Genomic DNA, 26192 nt, shown 5'->3' on the forward strand with positions numbered 1-26192 from the left:
CAAGCCGGATTACACGGCCAATGTATGAGCACATCACATTAAGAAATTCATGATAAATGAGAATCGAAGTTAGTTAGAGGAGGATATATTCATGAGTAAAGTAATTGGTATTGACTTAGGTACAACAAACTCTTGCGTTGCGGTTATGGAAGGCGGCGAAGCTGTCGTTATCCCGAACCCAGAAGGTGCGCGCACAACCCCTTCCGTATTAGGTTTCAAGAAGGATGGAGAGCGCGTTGTTGGTGAAACAGCGAAGCGTCAAGCGATCACAAATCCTGATCGTACCGTGATCTCCATTAAGCGTCATATGGGAACAAACCATAAAACATCAATTGATGGCAAAGACTTCACACCGCAAGAGCTTTCCGCAATCATTTTGCAAAAATTGAAATCCGATGCAGAAGCTTATTTGGGTCAACCGGTTACTCAAGCCGTAATCACAGTTCCTGCATACTTCAACGATTCCCAACGTCAAGCAACGAAGGACGCTGGTAAAATCGCAGGTCTTGAAGTTCTTCGTATCGTCAACGAGCCTACAGCGGCAGCACTTGCTTATGGCGCAGACAAAGAAAACGATCAAACGATCCTCGTATACGACTTGGGCGGCGGTACATTCGACGTATCGATCCTTGAGCTCGGCGACGGCTTCTTCGAAGTTAAAGCGACAAGCGGCGACAACCAATTGGGCGGCGACGACTTCGACCAAGTTATCATCGATTACTTGGCTGCAGAATTCAAGAAAGAGCATGGCATTGACTTGGCTAAAGACAAAGCAGCTGTGCAACGCTTGAAAGATGCTGCTGAAAAAGCGAAAAAAGAATTGTCCGGCGTAATGACAACAACAATCAGCTTGCCGTTCATCACGGTTGTTGATGGAGTGCCTCAGCACTTGGAAGTAAACTTGACTCGTGCGAAGTTCGAAGAATTGTCTGAGAACTTGGTTGAGCGTACACTTGGCCCAACTCGCCAAGCGATGCAAGATGCAGGCATGACTCCTGCTGACATCGACAAGATCGTTCTTGTCGGCGGTTCTACTCGTATCCCAGCGGTACAAGAAGCAATCAAGAAGCTTACAGGCAAAGAGCCTCACAAAGGCGTTAACCCGGATGAAGTGGTTGCACTTGGTGCAGCCGTTCAAGCTGGCGTATTGACTGGCGACGTGAAGGACGTTGTATTGCTCGACGTAACACCATTGTCCCTCGGTATCGAAACAGCAGGCGGTGTATTCACGAAGATGATCGAGCGCAACACTACGATTCCTACAAGCAAGTCGCAAGTGTTCTCGACTTATGCAGACAACCAAACGAGCGTAGAAATCCATGTGCTTCAAGGTGAGCGCTCCATGGCTGCTGACAACAAGACACTTGGCCGCTTTATGCTGGCGGATATCCCACCAGCTCCACGCGGAGTGCCACAAATCGAAGTTAGCTTCGATATCGATGCGAATGGTATCGTAAAAGTATCTGCACAAGACAAAGGTACTGGTAAGACTCAAAACATCACAATTACTTCCTCCAGCGGCTTGAACGATGAGGAAATCGACCGCATGATGAAGGAAGCAGAAATGCATGCGGAAGAAGACAACAAGCGCAAAGAAATGGTCGAAGTGAAGAACAGCGCTGACCAATTGGTATACACAACGGAGAAAACAATTAAAGACTTGGGCGACAAGGTTGACCAGGCTGAAGTAGATAAAGCAAACGAAGCAAAAGAAAAAGTGAAAAAAGCACTCGAAAGCAACAACGTTGACGAGATCAAAGCAGCAACAGAAGAGTTGACGCAAATCGTACAGCAGTTGTCAGTGAAGCTGTATGAGCAAGCTGCTCAAGCTCAGCAAGCAGCACAAGGCCAAGAGCCAGAGCAAGGCGCAGCGAAGAAAGACAACGTCGTTGATGCTGATTATGAAGTCGTAGACGAAGACAAGAAATAAGCTTTTCGATGGTGAGGTCAAAGCCGGGAGCACTCGGCTTTGACTTTCCTTTTGCAGTGAATTCGTATAGTCTTCTATAGAGGTATGCTACGAAAGCGTATGGGGGTGGAATAGTGGCGAAACGAGATTATTATGAAGTGCTTGGCGTTGCCAAAGGTTCTGGCGACGACGAGATTAAGAAGGCGTATCGCAAGCTCGCACGCCAATATCACCCGGATGTCAACAAGGCCGCGGACGCAGAAGACAAGTTCAAGGAAGTCAAAGAAGCGTACGATGTGCTAAGTGACAATCAAAAACGGGCGATGTATGACCAATACGGTCATGTCGATCCGAACCAAGGTATGGGTGGCGGCGGAGGCGACTTCGGCGGATTTGGCGATATCTTCGATATGTTCTTCGGCGGCGGAGGCCGCAGCAAGGATCCGAACGCGCCGCAGCGTGGCGGAGATTTGCAGTACACGATGACGATCGAATTCAAGGAAGCCGTATTTGGCAAAGAGATGGACATTACCATCCCGCGTACCGAGCAATGCGACACATGCTATGGTTCTGGAGCGAAGCCGGGAACGAAGCCAGATGCATGTACGACTTGCCACGGAACAGGACAGCAAGAAGTCGTGCAGAATACGCCGTTTGGCCGCATGGTTAACCGTCGTGCATGTTCGACATGTCAAGGCCGAGGCAAAATTATTCGTGAGAAGTGTGGAACTTGTCACGGTGCAGGTACTGTGAAGAAGCAGCGCAAAATTCATGTCCGCATTCCTGCGGGTGTCGATGATGGCGCACAGCTGCGCATGAGCGGCGAAGGGGAAAGTGGACTTCGCGGCGGGCCGAGTGGGGATCTGTATATCGTAATCCGCGTGAAACGCCACGAGTTCTTCGAGCGTGATGGGGACGATATCTATTGCGAGATTCCGCTTACGTTCGCGCAAGCAGCGCTTGGCGACGAGATTGAAATTCCGACGCTAACGGAGAAGGTGAAGCTGAAAATACCGGCTGGTACACAGACGGGCACGTTCTTCCGCCTGCGTAACAAAGGGGTTCCTCGCCTGCGCGGTTCTGGTCAGGGCGATCAGCATGTTAAGGTTGTTATCGTGACACCGACGAAGCTGTCTGACGAGCAGAAGGAGCTGCTTCGCCAATTCGCGGAGAAGAGTGGCGAACATCCGAACTACGGCGGGAATGAAGAATCGTTCTTTGATAAGATGAAGCGTGCTTTCCGCGGAGATTAACAATAATTTCATACAACTGCGATTGGCCGATTTGTCTATACCATTTATCATTCATGTATATGTTCATAACTTCGGTCGGAGCATAGAGAAGGATCACAACGAACGTATTGAGATTTTCAATGCGTATGTTGTGATCCTTTTTATTATTTCCTAGAGAACTATGTACGACTGTATTTACGCCATATGCATAATCCGATGGGAAATGACTCAAGTTATGGAGGAGATATATTGATGACGAACCCGAAGGAGGCGCACCGATGAACAATTTCCATGATACGCATAACCGCCCCTCAAGCGCTTACAGCGAGCAGGCAGATGCGGACATTAATCAACAGGTTGTCCCAGCGGACGGCAAGTTTGAGGATGTGGAATTTTCATATGAAGAGGCGGATCGCGATGACTTGAAGGCATTGGAGCGTGCGAATCAGGCCGATGAGCGTGCGGAACAGTCGTGACACGCATAACAGCTACGTTTGAGCATGCTTCGGCTGCAGATGTATGTGAGCGCAAGCTGGAGGCATTGAGAGGGCAAGACATACGTATTACGGCAGGAGACGACTATTACATGGTCAGCGCGGATGTTGAAGAGGACGTGCTGGATCGGGCCTATGCGCTCATCCGCGACCATTTAGGCGAAGCCTCCAAGTGAGCGCCAACAACTGAATAATGCGTTGAATGAATCAACATAAAGAGGCAAAACTCCACAGCGATAGCGCTCCTTAGTGAACGCTCGTTGTATGGAGTTTTGTTTTTGTGTACAATAAATAGAATGTGTAGCTATTTTAAGATGTATAGGAGGATGTACGATCGTGCATTGGCATGAATTAACGATACATACAACCGAAGAAGCAATTGAAATGATATCGAACTTTTTGCATGAGGCTGGCGCTGGGGGCGTGACGATTGAAGAATCGGGGACGCTTAACAAGCAGCGCGATACTACGTATGGGGAATTGTATCAATCTCCACTGAACGATATCCCTGAGGGACAAGCAGTCGTACAAGGATATTTTGCAGATGGAACGGATTTGAAGGAAGTAGAAGCAGTCATTCGTGAGCGTATTGAAGAACTCAGAAGCTATCAGATCGATCCGGGTGAAGCTCTAATTTCGTGGAAGACGGTTCATGAGGATGACTGGGCAAATGCATGGAAGCAGTATTTCAAGCCAGCGCGTGTTACAGAGCGATTGACAATTAAGCCGACATGGGAGTCCTATACGGCGCAAGAAGGTGAGCAGATTATTGAGCTGGATCCAGGGATGGCATTCGGTACGGGAACACATCCGACGACCTCGCTCTGCTTGCGTACCTTGGAAAGTGTCGTTCAAGGCGGAGAAGATGTCATTGATGTTGGGACAGGCTCAGGCATATTGGCAATTGGAGCCTGCAAGCTTGGCGCCAAGCATGTGCTTGCGATTGATCTGGATCCGGTTGCGGTATTAAGCGCGAAGGAAAATACCAGCTTGAACGGTCTAGCCGATGATATAACAGTGCGAGAAGGCGACCTGCTTAGTATTATCAAAACGAGCGGTACCGATGAGGAGCAGGAGCTTGGCGTGCAGCTTCCGGTTCAGATCGTAGTAGCCAATATTTTGGCGGAGATCATTCTGCTGTTCGTCTCGGATGTCTACGAAGCATTGCAGCCAGGCGGAGTTTACATCGCATCAGGCATTTACAAAAATAAAGAAGACGTCGTGGAGCAGGATTTGCTCGCGAAAGGCTTCATTGTTGAAGCGAAGCACCGGGAAGAAGACTGGATTGCATTCGTTGCGCGCAAGCCGTTTGAATAGAGGAGAGGGGACAATTTATGGATTTTCTAAATAGCCTGCTGGTAGTCAAGCTGGAGTTGCTGCCCTTTCTCGTACTGTCACTGTTGATTTCGTTCACTGTTCACGAATTTGCACATGCTTACTCCGCATGGAAATTTGGTGATCCGACAGCGAAGATGCTCGGCCGCGTCAGTTTGAACCCGACGAAGCATATTGATTTCCTTGGTATGCTGTTGTTCGTCATCGCTGGCTTCGGATGGGCAAGGCCTGTTCCAGTCAATCGGGACAACTTCAAAAAGCCGCGTGCAATGGGGATTGTTGTATCCGCAGTCGGACCGCTCAGCAACTTGCTATTAGCGTTCATTGGTACATTGGTGCTTCATCTTGGATTTAAATTGGGGTTTGTCGATGTGGGATCTGGGAATCGGATCCACTTGGCATTATTTTATTTCTTGTCCTTCTTGATCTCGAACAATGTCCTGCTGTTCTTGTTCAACTTAATTCCACTGCCGCCGCTTGACGGCTATCGCATAGTGGAAGATTTGGCGCCGGCTCATGTACGTTCCCGGTTGCAGCAGATTGAACAATGGTCGATCTTTATCTTCTTGATTATCGTGTTCATCCCTGTGTTGCGGGATAAGACGCTAGGGCCTTTGTTCAGCTTGATCCAGCCGATCATGAGGGAGATGTCCCGAGCAGCTATGTTCATCGTAGGCAGTTAAGAATGCCCGCGCAGCAAGCTGTCCACGCTGTCTAAGGAGTATCCAGAATACGAGTGAAAAATGTTGACAATGCTGGCGAATGCCGCTTAAAACGTGTATGATGAGGAATGTTGATTACGATGCAGAAATATTTTGTGCCCTCCGCGCAGTTCGGAGATCAAAGCATACAAATTACGGGCAATGATGCCCACCATATTATGAACGTAATGCGCCTCAAGCCTGGAGCTGAGATATTGGTCAGCGATGGGGAGAAGCGTGAGGCGGTCGTTGTGATTGAGCAGTGTGGTGCGGATGGGGTAGAAGCTCGAATTGTCGAGATGAGGGACTTCGACCGAGAGCCGACTGTACAAGTAACCATTGCGCAAAGCTTGCCGAAAGGCGATAAAATGGAGCTTATCATTCAGAAATGCACGGAGATTGGTGCCGTGCATTTCATGCCGTTCATCTCAGAACGGACAGTTGTTCAATATGACAGCAAGAAGGAAGCGAAGCGCTTGGAGCGTTGGGGCAAGATTGCGAAGGAAGCAGCTGAGCAGTCTCATCGGAATGTTGTCCCGACGATCGCAACATCAATGAACTGGAAGGCCTTGACGGCCCAGTTCGCTTCCTATGACCTTGTTCTTATCTGCTATGAGGATGAGCGAGGGACGATGCTGCGCGACGTATTAGAAGCGTTCGCACCTACACAGGGCGACATGCAGGGAAGTATGGCGAAGCAAGCTCAAATGATGGTTGTCATCGGGCCTGAGGGTGGATTTGCTGCGCAGGAAATTCATTCAGCTGTGGAAGCTGGAGCACGATGTGTCAGCTTAGGCCGTCGCATATTGCGAGCAGAAACGGCAGGAATGGCTGCATGTGCCTGCATCATGTATCAATTCGGAGAAATGGGGGGAATGTGAACGATGCCATCAGTAGCATTTTACACATTGGGCTGCAAAGTCAATTTTTACGATACAGAAGCGATCTGGCAATTGTTCAAAAATGAAGGCTATGAGCAGGTCGACTTCGAGCAGACGGCAGATGTATACCTGATTAATACGTGTACCGTAACCAATACAGGCGACAAGAAGAGCCGTCAAATCATTCGTCGCGCTGTGCGCCGCAATCCTGACGCAATTATTGCGGTAACAGGATGCTATGCGCAGACATCGCCTGCGGAGATTCTTGACATTCCAGGCGTTGATCTCGTTATCGGCACACAGGATCGTGAGAAGTTGATGGATTACATTCGTGAGCTGCATGAACAGCGCCAGCCTATTAATGCGGTACGCAACATTATGAAGACACGTGCGTTCGAGGAATTGGACGTGCCTGATTTCGCAGAGCGGACGCGTGCGTTCTTGAAGATTCAAGAAGGGTGCAACAACTTCTGTACATTCTGTATTATTCCTTGGTCGCGTGGTCTATCCCGCAGCCGTGAAGCGGAGAGTGTGTTGAATCAGGCTCGCCAGCTCGTAGCGGCAGGCTACAAGGAGATCGTACTCACAGGGATTCATACCGGTGGGTACGGCGACGATATGGAGAACTATGACTTGACCGATCTGTTGTGGGATTTGGACAAGGTAGAGGGGCTTGAGCGTATTCGTATCAGTTCCATTGAAGCCAGCCAAATTGATGATCGCATGATCGAAGTACTGAACAAGTCCTCGAAAATGTGCCGTCATCTGCATATTCCGCTTCAAGCGGGCAATGACGAAGTATTGAAGCGTATGCGCCGCAAATATACGACACAGGAATTCGCGGAGAAGATTGCTCGTATTCGTGAGGCAATGCCGAATGTGGCGATTACGACAGACGTCATTGTAGGCTTCCCAGGTGAGACGGATGAGCATTTCCGTCAAGGCTATGAATTTATGAAGCAAGTGGGCTTCTCTGAAATGCATGTATTCCCGTATTCGAAGCGTACAGGTACTCCGGCTGCGCGCATGGAGGATCAAGTGGATGAAGAAGTGAAGCATGCTCGCGTTCATGAGCTGATTGATCTGTCTGAACAAATGCAGCTGGAATATGCACAGAAGTTCGTTGGAGAAGTTGTCGAAGTGATTCCAGAACGGAACACGAAGGGCGATGAAGGTGCTGGCATGCTGATGGGCTACTCGGACAATTACCTTCAAGTAATCTTCGAAGGAGATGAGTCCTTGATTGGCCAATTATGCCGCGTGAAAATTACAGAAGCGGGCGTGAATGAGAATCAAGGTATTCTTACACGCGTCATTGGCCAGGAGCCAAATGTTGCTTCCTAATCACCTTGTCTAACAATTGGAAATAGAGAAAATTAGCAATAAGCTAGAAGAACGAAACAACCGAAACCACTGAATAAAGAATCGAGGAGGATTCTCCGCTCAGCAATGGCTGAATGGATGAAATCCTCTTTCTTTTCGGTTAGGATATATACATAGGAGTAACGAACATAAATGGAGGTGCGCACGATGAAGGAAGTATCCGCAGGAGGAGTCGTTTACCGCAGAAGAGGAGAAGGAATTGAGATCCAACTGATCCAAGATCGGTATGGCAAGATCTCGCTGGCCAAGGGCAAGATGGAGGCCGGAGAGACGATTGAACAGACGGCGTTGCGTGAAATATGGGAAGAGACCGGGATTCATGGACGAATCGATACCAAACTCGATACCATTTATTATCAATATGTACAACCACAAGCGGGTACAATTGATAAAGAGGTGCATTATTTCCTCGTTGAGGCAGAGGAAGGCAAGCTTCATGCGCAAATTGAGGAAATTCGCAGCGTAGAGTGGTACAGTCCGCAAGAAGCGTGGGAGAAGCAGCATGAGTTCGGATATGATAACAACGACCACATCCTGCAAAAGGCATTTGAGGAATTGTCCATATCCGTAAATCTTTAATTCTCTGCACATTGCAGGAAGGAGAGAGTCTGCATGACGGATCAGCTTCAATTGGCACCATATATCGATCACACCCTGCTTAAGCCGGAAGCGACAGCGCGCGATATTGAGAAGCTGTGTGCGGAGGCGAGCCGATATCACTTCTACAGTGTGTGCGTGAACGGAGCTTGGGTATCCGCTTGTCGCGATCTACTGAATGGAACCGGCGTGAATGTGACGGCGGTATGCGGGTTTCCATTGGGGGCTAGTGCCAGTCAAGCCAAGGCATTTGAAGCGGCCCGGGCGGTAGAGGACGGGGCTGCTGAGATCGATATGGTGCTGCAGATTGGAAGCCTGTTAAGCGGAGATCTGAAGGCTGTTGAACAGGATATCGCCCAGGTTGTCCGGATGGTTGAGGGAAGCGTGATCGTCAAGGTCACCTTGGAGACAGGCATTCTCCATACAGAGCATAAGATTGCGGCATGCAAAGCATCGGAAGCGGCAGGTGCCCACTTTGTCAAAACGTCGACCGGCTTCGGCAAGGGCGGGGCAACGCTGGAAGATATTCGTCTGTTGCGGGCGCATGTGCCTGCGCATATGGGCGTTAAGGCTTCCGGCGGCATTCGGGATACCGCCGCAGCGCTCGCAATGATTCAAGCGGGAGCAACGCGCATCGGCACGAGTTTCGGTATTGCAATTGTTAACGGATCCGGTTCCAAACCGGCAGGTAACACAAAGGCAGGGCCAGGAGGGAACTTGCAATATTAAAAATGGTCTGGGCGTGTGCAATCTGACCGGCGGCGTCGGAGCCAAATACGGCGCTAAGCTGTCCGATTTGGCTGATAAAAGGATAGAATAGGACAGCGCCGCCAATGTTCAGCACGACATGGGTCCAGGCGACGAACTGTCCGCTTCTTGTCCCGCCAAGTGAAGCAATTACGGCTGTGAAGCAGGTGCCAACATTAGATCCAATTGCGATCGCAATGCCAACTTCAACGGGTAATGCCCCGGTAGCTGATAATCCCATGGCCATTGCAATAATAGCTGCACTGCTGTGCACGAGTGCTGTTATGACGACGCCCGCTGCCAGCGCCCAGAGCAGACTGTCGCTTGATCGTTCCAAGAACCAAGTGAATAGTCCGCGCTGCTGCAGCGGCTCACTAATCTGCTTCATCCATTCAATGCCGAGCATAATGAAGGCGAAGCCTGCCGTGGCAAGGGAGCCGAATTGGAGCGGCGGCCACCAAGAGGCGATGCGGTGCAGCAGCTTAGGCTGATATTCGTCGGCCAATGCCCCAATGAACCATCCGGCTAAGGACAGGAAGAGGAGGGGCTTGGCGAATTGGCTTATATTTAGACCAATCAACTCGGTTGTCAGACAAGTGCCGATATTGGTGCCTAGAATGATGCCGAGCGTGCGGGAGAAGTTCATAATACCGGCATTGACCAGACCTATCGTAATGACCGTGATGGCCGTGCTGCTCTGCAGTACGGCTGTCATGCCTGTGCTGAACAGCATTCCATGTATAGGGGTGCGGGTAGAACGGTGTAGAAACCGCTGCAGGTAGGGGCCAGCCCAAGCATGCAGGGCAAGCTCCATCGTTTTCATTCCGAATAGAAACAGTGCCAATCCGCTAAGGAGCGGGAACCAAATTTCTTTAAACATGAAGGGCTCCTTTGTCATCCATAATTCGTCGCAATAAGCTATTCCATTCTATGCTTGCGAGTGGACAACCATGACATGCCATTGGAGCTGAGAGGAGAACTGTAATTGAATAGGCCTTATGTGAAATTAATCCGTTCGCGGAAAAAGAGAATTGAACGCTCCCATCCTTGGGTATATCAATCAGAGATTGAAACAGTCGAAGGAAATCCTCAGCCGGGGATGCTTGTCGATGTCCAGAACGCTCAGGGGAAATACATTGCAACAGGCTATTATAATCCTGCCTCGCAAATTACGGTGCGCATCGTATCCTATGAGCCAATTGAAGCAATGGATGAGGCCTTCTTCAAAGAGCGAATCAAACGTTGTGTTGCACATCGTCAGCGCTTCTTGCCTGGAGCCAAGGCTTATCGCCTCGTATACGGCGAAGCAGACTTTCTGCCAGGACTTATCGTGGATCGCTTTGGCGATGTTCTCGTCGTGCAGATTGTGACGCTGGGAATGGATGTCCATCGGGAAGCGTTGGTGGCAGCCCTAGTCGATGTCATGCAGCCGCGCGGCATCTATGAGCGCAGCGATGTGCCAATTCGTGAGCGTGAGGGTCTTGAACTGAAGACAGGCGTGCTGTATGGAGATTGTCCGCGCCATGTCCAAGTAGAGGAGAACGGGCTTATCATCGAGGTTGATATCGTAGAAGGACAGAAGACAGGCTACTTCTTCGACCAGCGTGAGAACCGCGCTTCCATTGCTCCGCTTATGACAGGCTGGGGAGCTCGCAGCGGCATCCACATGGGTGAAGTAGAGGCCGAGGATGGAACCGTGCAGAGCTTGCCACTCAATGCGAAGGGAAAGCCGGTTACATTCCCATGGTGGGATGGTGCGACGGTGTTGGAATGCTTCTCTCACACAGGAAGTTTCACGTTGAATGCTTGTAAATATGGAGCCAAGAAGGTCACTTGTCTCGATATTTCCGAGCATGCGATCGAGAGTGCAAAGCGCAATGTCGAACTGAACGGCTTTACAGACCGTGTTGAGTTTGTCGTTGCGGATGCCTTCGCCTATTTGCGTGAGCAGGTTCATGGCTTGGAGGAGCGCACGCAGCGGGCAAGCGGAGAATCTAGTGCGAAGAAGGTGGATACTTCGAAACCGATGACTGCTGGAGGCGGACGTACGTGGGATGTCGTCGTGTTGGATCCTCCGGCCTTCGCGAAGACGCGAGGTGCTGTCGAAGGCGCGTATCGGGGCTACAAGGACATCAATCTGCATGGTATGAAGCTGGTCAATGAAGGCGGCTATCTTGTGACAGCAAGCTGCTCTTATCATATGCGTCCGGACATGTTCATGCAGTCGATATTGGATGCGGCTCAGGATGCAGGTAAGGTGCTGCGCCTTGTCGAATGGCGTCCTGCCGGCAAGGATCACCCGCAAATTGCGGGAGTGGATGAAGGTCATTATTTGAAATTCGCCATCTTCGAGGTTCGCTCGAAGTAATCTTCCTAAAGTATCGATAGGATAAGGAAGAATAAACAAGAAAAGCGCCATTCATTGCAGACAGGTTTGGGATCGTCTGCAATGAATGGCGCTTGCTGTATATATGGGATAAAGTTAGCAGTTAGGATATATTTGAGTTTCTTCGGTTTCCTCACTCTATGCTCTTATTCCAGCTGTCGATCGGGTAATAAATGCGCCGCCAAGCCAGCGTCCATATCCACCAGACTGAGCCCAGTTGAGAGTGCCAACCAGTACCTGCTGGCCGCTTTTGGTTAAGAGGAGGTGACCAGCATCGGCTAATGGAGACTTGAGAGGTTCCGGCAAGGAGGATGAAGAGGGAGATAGCTCAAGCAACGGAGCGTCTCCGCGGGTCATTCGACGCAGGTATCCCCAGAACTGCATATCCCCAAGTCCGTATTGCGGCAGTTGATTGCGAACAATCTCGAAGCAGTTCTGAAATGTAACAGCCCCATCTTGAACAGCGCCTAGCGTGGATCGCTCGACAATCCCGATTCCATCCTGTGTTGAGGGGTAACGGGAGAGGTGGAATTGAAGCGCTTCCGTAATAGCGCAAAATGGAGCAGGGGTACTGCTTGATTCCTGAACCCATTGTGCAATTTTCAGTGGGTTTGGACTTGTATACGCAATCCAAGCAGAACGCATCCATTCGATGTGCTCAGCGGATAACCGTATGGCGGCATCTCGATAAGGGGCCAACTGCTCTCCCGTAAGCACCCCAAATCCGAGATAGCGATCATGTTCAGCAATGGAGGCGATGTCGATCCAATATAGCTTGGCATGCGCATTCTCTTGTGTCAGGCGATCTACTAAGCGGAGCAGCATGGTAATGTCGAACAGATCGTGTTCGAACCATAATGCAATCTCTTGAGCAGGCAAAATATCTGATTTCCACGTGCGTTCCTGTTCATTTCCTCTTTGCAAAAAAACAGTGGAAGGCAGCCCGCACATTCGCTCTAATTGCAGCGCTCGATAAGCCAGATACTGCTCAAGCCTAGCGTATACGGGGCCTTCGGTCAGCAGCTCTGAATATACCCATACCTGCTCATTCCACAGCTGTTCGGCGACTTTGGTTAGCTGCATGGCAGTACAATCTCCATTGACAATATGTATCATGACAATCAGCCTCCTTATTCGAATAGAGGGTAGGTTGAACATGAGCCTCGCCTTCGATTACGAAGTTACATGATGCACTGCAACTCACAAGAAGCAGATGGCGAATATCGGCATCGTTTCCAAACATGTGTTCTATCGCTAGTTTGAAATATGATATAATGAAACCTAATGCTAGAATCGGGTGTAACCGAAATTATATACCAATTATTGGTTTGATCATAGTGTATCATATCGTGGCAAGTAGATGCCATGAATCGCATTTAGGGAAATGGAGGGATCACTTTGCCGTTGCATTTTGTCATCGGTCGTTCCGGCAGTGGCAAGACGGAGCATGTGTTAAGAAGCGTACGAGATGAGCTTCGCAGCCAAGCGGACGGGGCACCGATTATATGGATAGTCCCCGAACAGGCAACCTTTCAGGCAGAGCATGCACTCATTCGTGAGGATGGAATCGCTGGCATATTGAGAGCGCAAGTACTAAGCTTCCGGCGACTTGCGTATCGCGTCATGCAAGAGGCTGGCGGCACTGCACTAACAGCGATCAATGAAGAGGGCAAGAAGATGCTGCTCTACAAGATTTTGCAGCGCCGCAAGTCAGATTTGCCTTTATTTGCGGGTGCAGCAGAACAATTCGGATTTATCGAGAAGCTTAACGATCTCTTTGATGAGATGAAGCGGTATCGAGTAGAGTCCAGTGAAGTTGAGGAGCATCTTGCTTTTTTGGACGCTCACATGACAGGACAACCGCTGTTATCCGCGAAGCTTCGCGACATTTCCAGCATCCTGCATGAGTTTGAATCGGAATTGGCTGGTCGCTACTTGGATGGGGAAGACGTGCTTGCTCGGTTGTCCGAGGGTGTTGCAGCATCGGAGTACGTGAAGAGCGCTGATATTTGGATTGACGGGTTTCACGGATTTACCCCACAAGAATATGCGGTTCTCGCTTCGCTCATTCTCCATGCGCCGAATGTAAGTGTGACGCTGTGTTTGGATAAGGCTTATGCGCTTGGCGAAGTTCCGCATGAGCTGAATTTGTTCCATCCAACGGCAACTACTATGCTGAAGCTGCTAGAGATGGCCGATACGCTTGGCGTGGACATCGGAAGCATAACGCATCTTGACTCGAAGGAAGCGCCACTTCCTCGTTATACAGCTTCTCCGAAGCTTGCTCATCTGGAGCGGCATTTTGAACGCAAAGTGCCCTATCGTGAGCCGGAAGTTAATGTGAAGAGCAAGGATAGCCATGCGTCCGATCACGATACGAAGCGAGAGGTTACGGTGCAGGCGGCAGTACATCGCCGCGCCGAGGTTGAAGCGGTTGCTGGGGAAATGCTGCGGCGTGTGCGCAACGAGCAGGTACGCTGGCGGGACATGGCGGTAATGGTGCGGAACATTGCACATTATGGTGAGCTGATTGATACGGTATTCACCGAGGCGGGGATTCCCTATTTTACAGATCAGAAGAAATCAGTACTGCATCATCCATTTGTTGAGATGACGCGAGCGGTGCTTGATATCATAATAGGCAATTGGAAATACGACGCAGTATTTCGGTTTGTCAAAACCGATTTTTTGCTGTCCGAAGATGGTTCGATTACAAGAGAGCACTTTGACAAGTTGGAGAACTATGTGCTTGCATGCGGCATCGAAGGAGGCAGGTGGACAAGCAACCGTCCATGGCCTGCAATGCCGGAATTGTCGCTTGATCCTGATCATGCGGATGGAGCGGCGGAAGGCACAACTGAAGAAGCTGAGTCTGTTGAACGGCCAAGACATGCTCCAGAGTGGGTGGAGCAATGCCGCAGCATCATTGCCGATCCGATTGCTGAGCTTGCACGCGCAATGAAGGCGAGCTCGAACGTTCGCGGCATGTGCGAGGCTATGTATGCGTTCTGGATGGCGCTTGGTGTGCCTCATAAGCTGGAGCGCATGAGCCAAGATGCATTGCTTGACGGAGAGGTTCAACTATCACGGGAACATCGGCAAATATGGGGGGCTCTCTTAGATATATTGGATCAAATGGTAGAGATGGTCGGCGAAGAGAAGATGAGCATTGAATTGTTCGGCGGCATGCTGGATACCGGATTTGAGAGCATCAAGATGGCGCTTGTTCCGCCAGCGCTGGATCAAGTACTCATTGCTTCAATGGATCGGACAAGACCCGGCCAAATTAAGCACTTATATATGCTTGGCGTGAACGATGGCGTTATACCGGCTCGTCCGATTGAAGATGGCGTGCTTACGGAGCATGAACGGGACACTCTGCAGCAGATAGGCATGGAACTCGCGCCTGGCGTCCGCCGCAAGCTACTGGACGAGCGGTTCTTAATTTATCAGTCCTTCGCGACGCCTAGCGACAGTCTGTGGATTAGCTACGCACTCGCTGATGAAGAAGGGAAGACATTGCTGCCGTCCGAGGTGGTTCGGCATGTACGCGGCATGTTCCCACGTGTACAAGAGCGGCTCGTCATGGCTGAGCCGAATGAATTCATGAATGAGGAGGAGCAATCGGAATTCGCTGTCTATCCGGAATCTGCGCTGAAACACCTGATTGTTCAGCTGCGACAGTGGCGCCAAGGAAGACCAATGGCGAATATATGGTGGGATGTATACCGCTGGTTCGCCGCGCAGCCAGCATGGCATGATCGGCTGAAGGTGCTGATGGGCTCGCTATTGTATCGGAATCAAGCAGAGACACTTACTCCGACCACAAGCCGTCACTTGTACGGTACTGCCTTGCGAACCAGTGTGTCTCGCATGGAGCGCTTCGTAGCCTGTCCGTTCTCGCACTTCGCCTCCCATGGCTTGAAGTTGAAGGAACGTCGGGTATATCGATTGGAGGCTCCAGACATCGGGCAGTTGTTCCACGCAGCGCTCAGCCGCTTTGCCATAGATTTGCAGAGCTCGAATCGAACTTGGGCAGCGCTGTCGGCGGATGAATGTCGAGCAGAAGCAGATCGTATCGTGGATATGCTTGCCCCAAAATTGCAAGGGGAGATTCTGCTTAGCTCGAAGCGTTATGAGCATATCTCGCTCAAGCTGAAGCGAATCGTTGGCCGTGCTGCTTCCGTGCTTGGAGAGCATGCTCGCAGAGGTCAGTTTGAGCCAATTGGACTGGAAATGGATTTTGGTCCGGACAAGCCGTTGCCACCGCTTCGATTTACTCTAAGCAATGGATGTACGATGGAGATCATCGGAAGGATTGACCGGGTGGACAAGGCGGACAGTGACCGCGGCGTGCTGCTTCGCGTCATTGACTATAAATCGAGTTCGACAGATTTGAAGCTGCAGGAAGTGTATTACGGTCTGTCGCTGCAAATGCTCACTTATTTGGATGTATTGATTACGTATGCGGAACTGTGGCTCGGCTCGTCGGCATTGCCTGCTGGCACACTCTATTTCCATGTTCACAATCCTTTGTTGCAGGCGGCGAATGGAATGAGTGTGGAGCAAGCTTATGAGCAAATGATGAAGAAATATAAAATGCGTGGACTCGTCCTGGCGGATCGCGAAGTTGTGTCCTTGATGGATGAGCCGCTTGAAAAAGGGTATTCAGACATTCTCCCGGTTGCGGTGAAGGCGGATGGGTCGTTCTACAGCAATGCATCTGTTGCGACTACGGAGCAATGGGATATGCTGCGGGGAACGGCTCGCCATGTGATCCAAGATATCGGAACCCGGATTACAGATGGTGATGTTCGGATAGACCCTTATCGCCTTGGGACGAAGAAGGCATGTGATTTTTGCAGTTATAAGCCAGTTTGTCAATTCGATGAGTTGACCGAAGGCAACGACTATCATGTATTGCCGCGGATGACGAAGGACGAAGTGTGGATGAAGATGGAAGGAGGAGCAGCGGACAATGAATCAGAACGAGAATCATAATGGGGACGAAGCGCTCGGCGGCAAGCGGCAGCAGGAGTTGGAGTTCGATCTGCTGAATTGGACACAGTCTCGTTCGGATGCTGTAGAGGCATCGCCTACAGTAAGGGTGCTGCCAGATAAGCCGGAAGGAAGCACCTGGACAGATGAACAATGGCGTGCTGTCGTTGACGGGGGACAAAATGTGCTTGTCGCGGCTGCTGCTGGATCAGGGAAGACAGCGGTTCTCGTGGAGCGTATTATTCGGACGATTAGTGATGAAGAACAACCCGTTCATGTCGACCAGCTGCTTGTTGCAACCTTTACAAAGGCGGCTGCATCCGAGATGAGAGAGCGTATTCGGCTTGCCTTGGAGCGGGAATTGGAGGCGAAGCCTGATTCTGAGCATCTGCGCCGCCAATTGGCGCTATTGAATCGCGCTTCTATCACGACACTGCATTCCTTCTGTCTGGAGGTTATTCAGCGCCATTTCCAATCGGTGCAGCTCGATCCGGCCTTTCGCATAGCAAATGACACGGAGACAGAGCTGCTGCGGCAGGACGTATTGGAGGAATTGTTTGAACAGCACTATGCGGACGGTCACTCGGAATTCAAGCGAATGGTTGATTGGTTCAGCGGGGAACGCAGCGATGAAGCCGCATTCCGCTTAGTGCAGCAGTTGTTCGACTTCTCGCGCAGTCATCCATGGCCGGATGAATGGATGAAGGAGATGGCCGCTTCGTTCGAGGTGCAATCGGTGGAAGAACTGGGCAAGTCACCTTGGACGACAAGTGTTATGCAGGATGCACGCCTGACCTTGAATGGAATTGTAGAACTGCTGCGGCAGGCGTATCGATTATTGGACGCTCCTGGAGGCCCTGAGCCCTATCGGGAGGCACTAATTCAGGAATTGTCAGGTGCTGCTGCATTGGCTGAGGCCGCTGAACATGAACCATGGGAGAGGCTTTTCTCCTCATTTGACTTATTGGCGTTCGGCCGTTTGGCTGCTTGCCGGGGAGATAAGTACGATAAATCACTGCAGGAGCAGGTGAAACGTCTTCGCGACCAAGCAAAAGCGAGGCTGCAGCAGCTGCGGGACGAATTGTTCCGCAGAACACCAGAGCAATTTCTACAGGAACTGAGCGTGATAGCCCCAATCATGCATACGCTGGCTGATGTTGTCATTGAATTCGGTGAACGCTTTGAGGAAGCAAAGCGCAAGAAGGGATGGCTGGATTTTTCGGACTTGGAGCATTACTGCCTTCGAATATTGCGCCATCCAGACTCGACACCAGCTCATACGATTCCTTCAGAAGCAGCTAGACAGTATGAAGAACAATACGTTGAGATCCTGCTCGATGAATATCAGGACACGAACATGGTTCAAGAAGCGATTGTGAATCTGATTACGCGTTCCGGCGCTGGCAACCGCTTCATGGTAGGGGACGTTAAGCAGAGTATTTACCGCTTCCGCCTTGCCGAACCAGGTCTGTTCTTGAGCAAATATGAATCTTATTCTTCAGATAGCTCCGAGCAGAAGGGGATACGCATTGATTTGGCACGCAATTTCCGCAGCCGACAGGGTGTAGTAGATGCGGTCAATATGCTGTTCCGCCAGATCATGAATGACCGAGTAGCTGAGCTGAAATATGATGAAGCTGCTGAGCTCGTTTGCGGGGCGACTTATCCAACCTTGGAACAAATCAGCGATGAATTGCGTGCTGCTCAGCGCGAGCCGAATATGGAGCAGCTTGCAGAACGCCAAAACTATGCAACCGAACTGGTGCTCATTGAGAAGGCTAGTGCAAGTTCTGATGCAGAGCTGGCCTCCGATGAAAATGAGGATATTGATTCAGATGTGGAAGCTGCGGCTGTCGAAGCGCTTGATCCTGCTGAGATGGAAACAGCACGCCTTGAGGCGCGGACAATTGCGGCAAAAATCCGCAGGCTTCTCGGGGATGAAGGAACAGAACCGTTCCTCGTGTACGATAAGTATTTGAAGCGAATGCGTCCAGCGACGTATCGGGATATTGTAATTTTACTTCGGGCGACGCAAGCATGGGCACCGCTCATGGTAGAAGAACTGAGATTGGAAGGCATTCCTGCTTACGCCGAGTTCAATACGGGCTATTTTCAGGCTACGGAGGTAGAGGTTGTACTCTCTTTGCTTCGTGTTATTGATAATCCGCAGCAGGATATTCCATTGGCGGCGGTTCTCCGCTCTCCGATTGTCGGACTTACGGCAGAAGAGCTGGCACAAGTTCGACTTCAGGGAAAGGGTATTTCTTTCTATGATGCTGTGTGTAAAACGATGCAAACCGAAGCGGGAGAACAAGAAGCTGAGGAGGTATCAAGCGACACTGACTTGCAGGATAAGCTGTATCGCTTTCTGTACAAGCTGGAGCATTGGCGGTCGGCGGCACGTCAAGGAAGTCTATCGCAGCTCATATGGCGACTGTACCGAGAGACGGGCTATTACGAATGGGTAGGCGGATTGCCAGGAGGTATGCAGCGGCAGGCCAATCTGCGAGCGCTATATGATCGGGCACGTCAATACGAATCCTCTTCCATTCGCGGTCTGTTCCGATTCCTACGCTTTATTGACCGCATGCGCGATACAGGAGGAGACTTGGGAACTGCTCGTGCGTTAGGGGAACAAGAAGATGTAGTTCGCATTATGACGATTCATAAGAGTAAAGGGCTAGAGTTTCCAGTTGTTTTTGTTGCAGGACTCTCGAAGCGATTCAATCAGCAAGACTTGAACTCGCCATTCTTGATGCACAAGAGGCTCGGATTCGGGCCGAAGTTCGTAGATGAAGAGCTCCGAGTTTCTTATCCGACACTTCCGAACTTGGCGATTCGCAGGCAAATGAAACTGGAACTGCTTGCTGAGGAGATGCGGGTGCTGTACGTCGCCTTGACAAGACCGAAGGAGAAGATGATTCTAATCGGTACTGTCAATGATCCAGAGAAGTCAATTCGGGAGTGGGGAGAAGCACTCGATGTAGAGTCCTTGCTGCTGCCTGATTATATGGTGGCACGGGCACGTTCCTACATGGATTGGATCGGGCCATCTGTTATTCGACATATGTCCGCGTCGGAATGGCGCCGATTCGCGGGGCTTCCGAATCGGAACGGGGAGTGCCTGCATGACGATCGCTCGGAGTGGAGACTGTCAATTATGTCCGCCGCGGTTCTTGCATCTGGTACAGCACTCGGCGGAGTGGAACTGGATGAGGATAAGGCGCAGGTGCTTGAGGCATTGGAGCGGTTGGACGTGCAGGAGAACATGCCGTCAAGCGATTGGCAAGCTGCGCTGGATGAGCGGCTTCGCTGGCGGGATCCGAATCGGATTGCAACTTTACTACCAGCGAAGACTTCAGTCACGGAAATGAAACGGATGGCGGCATCGGATGAATGGCCAGCCGACCAATGGATTTCAGAGCCTCGTACCGACGAGCATGAGCCGGTCGATAGAGCGATGGCTGGAAATGAAACAACTATGGACAATGGCCATTCCTTGGAGACATCAGGGGGGAATGGCTCCGCTACATCTTCTCCTCAGAGTGAAGAGGGCTTCACGCTGCATCTGCGCCGTCCTAAATTTATGGAGGCTAGCAAGGTGACGCCAACGGAACGGGGGACGTTATATCATCTCTTTATGCAGCATATGCCTTTGCATTCGGATGTGACGATAGATACTGTTCACAATACTCTGCTCTATTTGGTACAGCATCAATATATGACGGACAAGCAGGCGGAAGCGATTGATCAAGCTGCGGTAGCTGGCTTTTTCGAGAGTGAGGTTGGCCGTCAACTTCTGCAGGCAACATGGGTGAAGCGAGAGCTTCCGTTCAGCTATGGTCTGACAGCTGCTGAAGCTTATACGATCGAACTGACGAGACAGCTGCATCTCGGTTCCGGAAATAGCAATCTCGCTCAGGAGAACCCTGCTCATGAAGATGTGCCGGTAGCTGAGCCAGTTTCTAGCGAACAACCAACGCTGGACAACGATCGGTCGGGGAAATCGTCGATGGAGCGGTTTGTCGCAACTTCGACCTTCGCGGCACGAGACACATCTGGCTTGCTTGATCAGGAGACGGTACTTGTTCAAGGGGTCATAGACTGCCTGTTCGAATGGGAAGGGCAGCTCGTGCTGCTCGATTATAAGACAGATAAGGTGCTTGCACATCGAGGCGGCCTAGAGGCACTAACGGAGCATTATCGTTTCCAGTTGAATTTATACGCACGTGCAATCGAACAGATATGGCATCGTCCAGTCGACCGTAAGGTGCTGTACTTTTTCGATGCTAAGCAAGCGTGTGAACTATAGTCTATTAGAATCGCAGGAAGAAAGGAGAGACAACCATGCGTATTTTGCATACAGCGGATTGGCACTTTGGGCGGACGCTGGAAGGTAGGAGCCGTCTAAACGAACAGGCTGCTTTCGTCGAAGAGTTCATACAGCTGGCGGATGAAGAGCAGGCAGACCTGATCCTGATCGCAGGGGATGTATATGATTCGGTTAACCCACCAGCTGCGGCAGAGCAGCTGTTCTATGAGGCTGCTGCCAGATTGTCGCAGCAGGGCAAGCGCCCGGTCGTAATTATTTCCGGGAATCATGACCACCCAGATCGCTTATCGGCATCAGCGCCACTCGTGCATGAGCTTGGCGTGACGCTAATCGGGCAGCCTAGTCTGGAGCCAGTGACCATTCATTGTGCGAGAACGGGGGAAGATGCAGTTATTGCAGGGCTGCCTTATCCATCTGAGGCGCGATTAGGAGAGCTGCTTACAGCCTCCAATGAAGAACATGAGCTGCGCAGTGCATACAGCGCGAAGGTAGGGAAGCTGCTGCTTCATCAGGCCATGCATTTTCGACCTTCTACCGTTAATTTGATTATGAGTCATTTGTACGTTCTTGGCGGACTGGAGAGTGATTCTGAGCGCCCAATTCAGGTGGGTGGAGCTTATACTGTTGATCCAAGCGTGTTCGCTTGTATGGGAGCTCCTGCTGCACCGCAGTATAGTGCACTTGGCCATTTACATCGGCCACAGGCAGTGAAGGGGCCGGGGGTTATTCGCTACAGTGGATCGCCGCTCGGCTACAGCTTCTCAGAGGCGGGTCAGGCGAAGTCGGTCACTCTGCTGGATTTGGCACCGGGTCAGGAGGCTGTTCCTCAGGAGCGATTCCTCTCTTCCGGCAAGCCGCTCATGAAATGGAATGTTCGCGGTGGGTATGAAGAGACGCTTCGCTGGATTGAGGAGGGCAAGGATGCTGGTGCTTGGCTGGATGTCTGCATTCATCTTACAGAAGCACTGACGTTAGAGCAGATTCAGAAGCTGCGTCGAAATCATGAAGGTATCGTCAATATTCGTCCCATTTATCCAGAGATTGAACGAATTGCGGCTGAAGAAGGACGCCGTAGTGAACTACCGGTACATGAACTGTTCCGGAGGTTCTATGAGCGTCAGACTGGAGGAGCCAAGCCTGATGATGCATTAGTGGACTGCTTCTTGGAATTGATCGGAGAAGATGGGGTGGAGAAGGAAGGTGTAGGCGCATGAAGCCAATCGAGTTGAAGCTGGCAGGATTGCAAAGCTATCGAGAAGAGCAGTGCCTCGACTTCCAAACACTGTGCGAGACAGGTTTATTCGGTATATTTGGCCCGACAGGAAGCGGCAAGTCTACGATCTTGGATGCGATGACGCTCGCACTGTATGGGAAGGTAGAGCGAGCTACGAATGGCACGCAGGGCATATTGAATCAGGCGGAAAATCAATTGTCCGTTGCGTTTACATTTGAGTTGAACGGTGCTGGGGAGCGTAGAGCGTTCCGCGTAGAGCGCAGGTTCAAGCGGACGGGCGATATTACAGTAAGCAACTCGGTCAGTCGGTTTGTTGAGATTACGCCTGAAGGCGAGGTCGTCTTAGCTGACAAGCTGGCTGAGGTAACTCGCTGTGTTGAACAGCACATTGGATTGAAAATGGATGACTTCACAAGAGCGGTCGTTCTTCCTCAAGGCAAGTTCGCAGAGTTCTTGTCGCTTAAGGGCAGCGATAGACGTCAAATGCTTCAGCGTCTCTTCTCGCTTGAGAAATACGGAGATGAGCTGTCTGCTCGTATATCTCGTCGTGCCAAGGATGCTGAAGCCGAACTGATGGCTTACTCGGCTGAACAGCAGGGATTGGGTGATGCCTCGCAGGAAGCGCTGGCGAGTGCAGAACAGGCATTGACTGAAGCGGCGGAACAGGCGGAACTGGCGAAGGCGTCCAAGCAGGCTGTTGAGCAGGAGTATCACGCTATGGCTGAGCAGCGTGAGCTTCAACAGGAGCATGCACGAATATCGAGAAGAATGTCTGAGCTGCAGAATGAGGCGCCGAAGCGCGCAGAAGAGGAAACGAAGCTGAATCGTGCGAGAGAGGCAGAGCGGATTGCACCTGTTGCCTTGGAAGCGGAGCAGTTGATTGTAAAGCGGAACATGGCTGTGGCAGAGCATGCATCTCGTGAAGAACAAGCGGGTATCGCTGCATCGGATGCACAGAAGGCTGTGACTGCTGCCGAGGAGGCGAAGCACGTTCAAGAGCGTGAAGAGCCGGAATTGCTCCGTCGGAGTGAGCAGCTTCAAGAGGCAGTTCGCCTGCAGCAGGAATGCGAGCGTCTGCGCAAGGAGGAGGGCGAATGGAAGCTCCGCTTGGAGAGTGCCCATGCACGTTATGACTCTGCAGCGTCTGATATTGAACGATCAGAGCAGCTGCTTAAGAAGGCGGCGGCACGTCAAGAGGAGCTTCGAACGACGTTTGCGGCACATGTCAAGACTGCCGAGGAGCAGGAACACTTCCATCAGGCGATCTCTTACTATGATAAGATCACGTTCATGGAAGGACGCTCCAATGAGTTGAATGACCATCGAATGAAGCATAAAGCACAGTCAGAAGCTGTCAATCGCAAGCTTAATGATAAGCTTGAAGAGCTGTTGTCCGCAGCTGGGACGATTCGGCATAAACTGGAAGAGGGGCTTCATTCAAGAACATGCTGGAGACGGCTTCGCGAGCAAGTGACCCATCTCTTAATCCAGGTTGAATCGGCAATGGATGATGAGCGCCAGAAGCAGTGGAAGGAAACAGCGGAGCAAATGGCTGTCCAGCTAGCATTGTCATTGGTTAATAATGAGTCCTGTCCGGTATGCGGATCGAAGGAACATCCAGCCCCCGCCCATGTACATGCGAGTGCTAAGGTCAACTCTACAAATGGAGACGAGCGCTGGCGACAATGGGAGCAACTGAAGAACATATCGAGCCGATTGCTGCTGGATGTGGACGCTGAAGCAGCTCGTAGTCGTGAACAGTTCTCGACCTGGATGCAGCGTCTGCAGGAAGTGTCCGAGCGAGCGTCGCAGCTGATACGCGATCAGTTGTCAGCAGTGGCTGAAGAAGACCAACTGAGAGGCGAACATTCTTCGTGGAGAGACTCTATGACCGAGCTTGCTGCCGCGCAATCGTTCGGTTCAGATAACAAGGACATGCTGTTGGAAGGTGAATCGCCGCTGCAAGCCGGCGAAGGAGCAGCATTAGAGCAAGCAGGATCACACACGTACAAAGATGTTAAAGAATTGGATTTGGCTGCAGTGGAGAATCAGTTGACAGCTCTACAGCAAGACGTGCAGTCATTCATCCAGAATGCTCGTGCAATGGAAGGCCTTATGGAGCAACTGCTGAAGGATGCTGCAGGCAAGCAGTGGGAGCTGCAGCAATTGTCATCAAGCTACCAATCTTCAGATGCGGCATTGCGTGACGCCAATCGTGCATGGAAGGAAGCCGAAGAGGATATTGGCAAGCAGCATGAGGAATGGAATCTTCGTTACAAAGCGTTCCAATGGGAATTTGCGCAGATGCCGTCTTTGCAGCAGGAATGGAGTACACGAGAAGCAGTTGTGAGCGATTGCCGGGAACGGCTGGAGAAGAGTACGGTTTATATAGAGGAAACGAAAGAACGTATTCTTCAATACACGAAAGAGCGTCAAGCTGCTGAGGTTGAGCGTGTCAATGCGCAAGCGGAGTGTAATGGTGTTGCCCGTCTACTAGGGGATTACGAGACTCGGTTGAAGCCATGGCTGCAGAAGCAATCCATAGAGGAGCTTGCAGCAGCTACATCAGCTCGTCTAGCGGAGCTTCGTGAACGAGTTAAGCGAACAGCGGACGAGGCTGAAAGGTTACGGGCTGCAAGCGAAGCTGCAGGCCGTCAGGCGGCTCTTGCTGCGCAAGCCTTGACGAGTCTGGCCGAGCAGGTAGAAGTGAGCGGTCAACGACTTCAAGATCTGCTGTCGAAGTCTTCCTTTACAGAAATTTCAGATGTGCATGCCGCTCGGATGACAGAAGAACTCACCTCACAATTAGAGCAAACGCTGCTCGCTTATCACGATTCAGTTCGGGATGTCAGTTCGCAGCTGAATCGATTGCAAGAGCGAATAGGTTCTTCAGTGGTTACGGACGAGCAGTGGAACGCTTGCAGCGAGAAGAAAGTGGCGGCCGAAGCAGCGGCAGAGGAAGCCCTTGCTCGGAAAGCAAAGGCAGAGCGGGACGCGGAGCAGTTACGTAGCAAGCATGCACGCTGGACAGAACTTGAGGAAGCACGCTCGCGCACCGAAGAATATGCGGGCCGATTGCACCAGCTGCAGGCTGTATTCCGTGGTAACGCCTTCGTTGAATTTATTGCGGAAGAACAGCTTATGCAGGTTAGCCGCGCTGCGTCAGAACGATTGAAGGTATTAACGAAGCAGCGCTATGCGCTGGAAGTGGATTCTGGCGGGGGCTTCGTCATCCGCGATGATGGCAATGGAGGTATCCGCAGACCGGTATCTACACTATCGGGAGGAGAGACCTTCTTGACTTCGCTTGCACTGGCTCTTGCACTGTCCTCTCAGATTCAATTACGAGGCAAGTACCCTCTCGAGTTCTTCTTCCTTGATGAAGGATTCGGGACACTCGATCCTGAGCTTCTTGATACGGTTGTTACCGCACTGGAGAAGCTGCATTCGGATCGCTTGTCAGTTGGGGTAATCAGCCATGTTCCGGAGCTGCGTGCTCGCTTGGCGAGAAAGCTGGCTGTCATACCGGCAGAACAAGCAGGAGAAGGGTCACGAATCGTAATGGAAACGAATTAGATGGTTGTGAACTAGCTCACAGTAACAGTTTCAACAGGCTGTTATAATACAGACAGCCGACATCAATAATTTTCCTATTTGCACCTCGGTGATCGTATTGTGTCTGCAAACAGTCGTGATCAATGAACAAGAGTCGCGATGCTTGCAGCAACAGTACGCTCACAGCGCTGACGCGCTGCCCGCAATTGCGGGGTACGAGGTGCTCTCTTTTTTTCTTTTTTTGATAAATTCCAACCTCATAGTACGGTATATGCGCATACAAACGCTATTGCTTTTTAGAGATCACTTGGACAGGCTTCTTTTTTTTGCTATGATAAGGGTACGCCAAATTAAGAGACATACAGCCTGAATGCAGGCTCAGAGCGAATACAAATGAGGGAGGAATG

Annotated in this window: 17 protein-coding genes; 15 read left to right on the top strand and 2 right to left on the bottom strand. The window is 51.0% G+C overall.

Annotated elements, in window-relative coordinates; all coding sequences use genetic code 11:
- Positions 1-91 precede the first annotated feature (91 nt).
- The 10 genes from dnaK (at position 92) to deoC (ending at position 9261) form a co-directional block, all read left to right on the top strand.
- The gene (gene dnaK / locus M3661_RS03940; RefSeq protein WP_021256825.1) at positions 92-1930 is read left to right on the top strand and encodes a molecular chaperone DnaK; all 1839 of its coding nucleotides are present in this window, start codon (positions 92-94) and stop codon (positions 1928-1930) included.
- Between the two features lie 110 nt (positions 1931-2040).
- The gene (gene dnaJ, locus M3661_RS03945; RefSeq protein WP_036618714.1) at positions 2041-3162 is read left to right on the top strand and encodes a molecular chaperone DnaJ; all 1122 of its coding nucleotides are present in this window, start codon (positions 2041-2043) and stop codon (positions 3160-3162) included.
- A 257-nt stretch (positions 3163-3419) separates the two neighbouring features.
- Positions 3420-3617 carry a YfhD family protein gene (locus tag M3661_RS03950; RefSeq protein ID WP_021258154.1) on the top strand — a complete coding sequence of 66 codons (198 nt, stop codon included), beginning with the start codon at positions 3420-3422 and terminating at the stop codon, positions 3615-3617.
- Positions 3614-3811 (top strand): hypothetical protein, encoded by a 198-nt coding sequence (locus M3661_RS03955; protein ID WP_021256822.1) that lies wholly within the window; start codon positions 3614-3616, stop codon positions 3809-3811. Before M3661_RS03950 ends, M3661_RS03955 begins: the two co-directional genes overlap by 4 nt.
- A 160-nt stretch (positions 3812-3971) precedes the next feature.
- Positions 3972-4952: a 50S ribosomal protein L11 methyltransferase gene (gene prmA / locus M3661_RS03960; protein WP_251482539.1), complete on the top strand. Its 981-nt coding sequence runs from the start codon at positions 3972-3974 to the stop codon at positions 4950-4952.
- A gap of 17 nt (positions 4953-4969) precedes the next feature.
- Positions 4970-5653: a site-2 protease family protein gene (locus M3661_RS03965; RefSeq protein ID WP_021256820.1), complete on the top strand. Its 684-nt coding sequence runs from the start codon at positions 4970-4972 to the stop codon at positions 5651-5653.
- Between the two features lie 119 nt (positions 5654-5772).
- On the top strand, positions 5773-6552 hold the full coding sequence (locus M3661_RS03970) for a 16S rRNA (uracil(1498)-N(3))-methyltransferase (RefSeq protein WP_251482542.1): 780 nt from the start codon (positions 5773-5775) through the stop codon (positions 6550-6552).
- A gap of 3 nt (positions 6553-6555) precedes the next feature.
- Entirely contained in the window at positions 6556-7896 is a 1341-nt protein-coding gene (gene mtaB / locus M3661_RS03975; protein WP_251482544.1) for a tRNA (N(6)-L-threonylcarbamoyladenosine(37)-C(2))-methylthiotransferase MtaB, read from the top strand.
- A 186-nt stretch (positions 7897-8082) separates the two neighbouring features.
- Complete coding sequence (locus tag M3661_RS03980; RefSeq protein WP_251482546.1) at positions 8083-8514, top strand: NUDIX hydrolase; 432 nt, start codon at positions 8083-8085, stop codon at positions 8512-8514.
- A 33-nt stretch (positions 8515-8547) separates the two neighbouring features.
- Positions 8548-9261, top strand: coding sequence for a deoxyribose-phosphate aldolase (gene deoC, locus M3661_RS03985; protein WP_251482549.1), 714 nt, complete (start codon positions 8548-8550; stop codon positions 9259-9261).
- Here deoC and M3661_RS03990 read toward each other — a convergent pair.
- Positions 9194-10159, bottom strand: a complete 966-nt coding sequence (locus M3661_RS03990) for a Na/Pi cotransporter family protein (RefSeq protein ID WP_251482551.1) — start codon at positions 10157-10159, stop codon at positions 9194-9196. The genes deoC and M3661_RS03990 overlap by 68 nt on opposite strands.
- A 105-nt stretch (positions 10160-10264) precedes the next feature.
- Here M3661_RS03990 and M3661_RS03995 point away from each other — a divergent pair, with 105 nt between their 5' ends.
- Complete coding sequence (locus tag M3661_RS03995) at positions 10265-11647, top strand: class I SAM-dependent rRNA methyltransferase (protein ID WP_251482554.1); 1383 nt, start codon at positions 10265-10267, stop codon at positions 11645-11647.
- A 156-nt stretch (positions 11648-11803) separates the two neighbouring features.
- Here the strand turns inward: M3661_RS03995 and M3661_RS04000 are convergent, their stop codons facing one another.
- On the bottom strand, positions 11804-12781 hold the full coding sequence (locus M3661_RS04000; protein WP_251482556.1) for a DUF1835 domain-containing protein: 978 nt from the start codon (positions 12779-12781) through the stop codon (positions 11804-11806).
- Between the two features lie 282 nt (positions 12782-13063).
- Between M3661_RS04000 and addB the strand changes: the two genes are divergently transcribed.
- The 4 genes from addB to M3661_RS04020 are packed head-to-tail and all read left to right on the top strand — an operon-like array spanning position 13064 to position 25806.
- A complete protein-coding gene (gene addB / locus M3661_RS04005; RefSeq protein WP_251482558.1) occupies positions 13064-16666 on the top strand; it encodes a helicase-exonuclease AddAB subunit AddB in 3603 nt (1200 codons plus the stop codon).
- Entirely contained in the window at positions 16644-20975 is a 4332-nt protein-coding gene (locus M3661_RS04010; protein ID WP_251482560.1) for a UvrD-helicase domain-containing protein, read from the top strand. Before addB ends, M3661_RS04010 begins: the two co-directional genes overlap by 23 nt.
- A gap of 35 nt (positions 20976-21010) precedes the next feature.
- Positions 21011-22210, top strand: a complete 1200-nt coding sequence (locus tag M3661_RS04015; protein WP_251482562.1) for an exonuclease SbcCD subunit D — start codon at positions 21011-21013, stop codon at positions 22208-22210.
- A complete protein-coding gene (locus M3661_RS04020; protein WP_251482564.1) occupies positions 22207-25806 on the top strand; it encodes an AAA family ATPase in 3600 nt (1199 codons plus the stop codon). The genes M3661_RS04015 and M3661_RS04020 overlap by 4 nt, the downstream gene beginning before the upstream one ends.
- The last annotated feature ends 386 nt before the right edge of the window (positions 25807-26192 follow it).

This window comes from Paenibacillus sp. MER 180 (assembly GCF_023713665.1).
Taxonomy (GTDB): domain Bacteria; phylum Bacillota; class Bacilli; order Paenibacillales; family Paenibacillaceae; genus Paenibacillus_B; species Paenibacillus_B suaedae.

What these genes read in the sequence shown, in the direction of transcription:
- M3661_RS04000 (WP_251482556.1), bottom strand. Translation starts at nt 12,781, where the DNA reads ATGATACATATTGTCAATGGAGATTGTACTGCCATGCAGCTAACCAAA.
- mtaB (WP_251482544.1), top strand. Translation starts at nt 6,556, where the DNA reads ATGCCATCAGTAGCATTTTACACATTGGGCTGCAAAGTCAATTTTTAC.
- M3661_RS03980 (WP_251482546.1), top strand. Translation starts at nt 8,083, where the DNA reads ATGAAGGAAGTATCCGCAGGAGGAGTCGTTTACCGCAGAAGAGGAGAA.
- deoC (WP_251482549.1), top strand. Translation starts at nt 8,548, where the DNA reads ATGACGGATCAGCTTCAATTGGCACCATATATCGATCACACCCTGCTT.
- M3661_RS03950 (WP_021258154.1), top strand. Translation starts at nt 3,420, where the DNA reads ATGAACAATTTCCATGATACGCATAACCGCCCCTCAAGCGCTTACAGC.
- M3661_RS04010 (WP_251482560.1), top strand. Translation starts at nt 16,644, where the DNA reads ATGAATCAGAACGAGAATCATAATGGGGACGAAGCGCTCGGCGGCAAG.
- M3661_RS03990 (WP_251482551.1), bottom strand. Translation starts at nt 10,159, where the DNA reads ATGTTTAAAGAAATTTGGTTCCCGCTCCTTAGCGGATTGGCACTGTTT.
- M3661_RS03965 (WP_021256820.1), top strand. Translation starts at nt 4,970, where the DNA reads ATGGATTTTCTAAATAGCCTGCTGGTAGTCAAGCTGGAGTTGCTGCCC.
- M3661_RS04020 (WP_251482564.1), top strand. Translation starts at nt 22,207, where the DNA reads ATGAAGCCAATCGAGTTGAAGCTGGCAGGATTGCAAAGCTATCGAGAA.
- dnaK (WP_021256825.1), top strand. Translation starts at nt 92, where the DNA reads ATGAGTAAAGTAATTGGTATTGACTTAGGTACAACAAACTCTTGCGTT.
- M3661_RS03970 (WP_251482542.1), top strand. Translation starts at nt 5,773, where the DNA reads ATGCAGAAATATTTTGTGCCCTCCGCGCAGTTCGGAGATCAAAGCATA.
- M3661_RS04015 (WP_251482562.1), top strand. Translation starts at nt 21,011, where the DNA reads ATGCGTATTTTGCATACAGCGGATTGGCACTTTGGGCGGACGCTGGAA.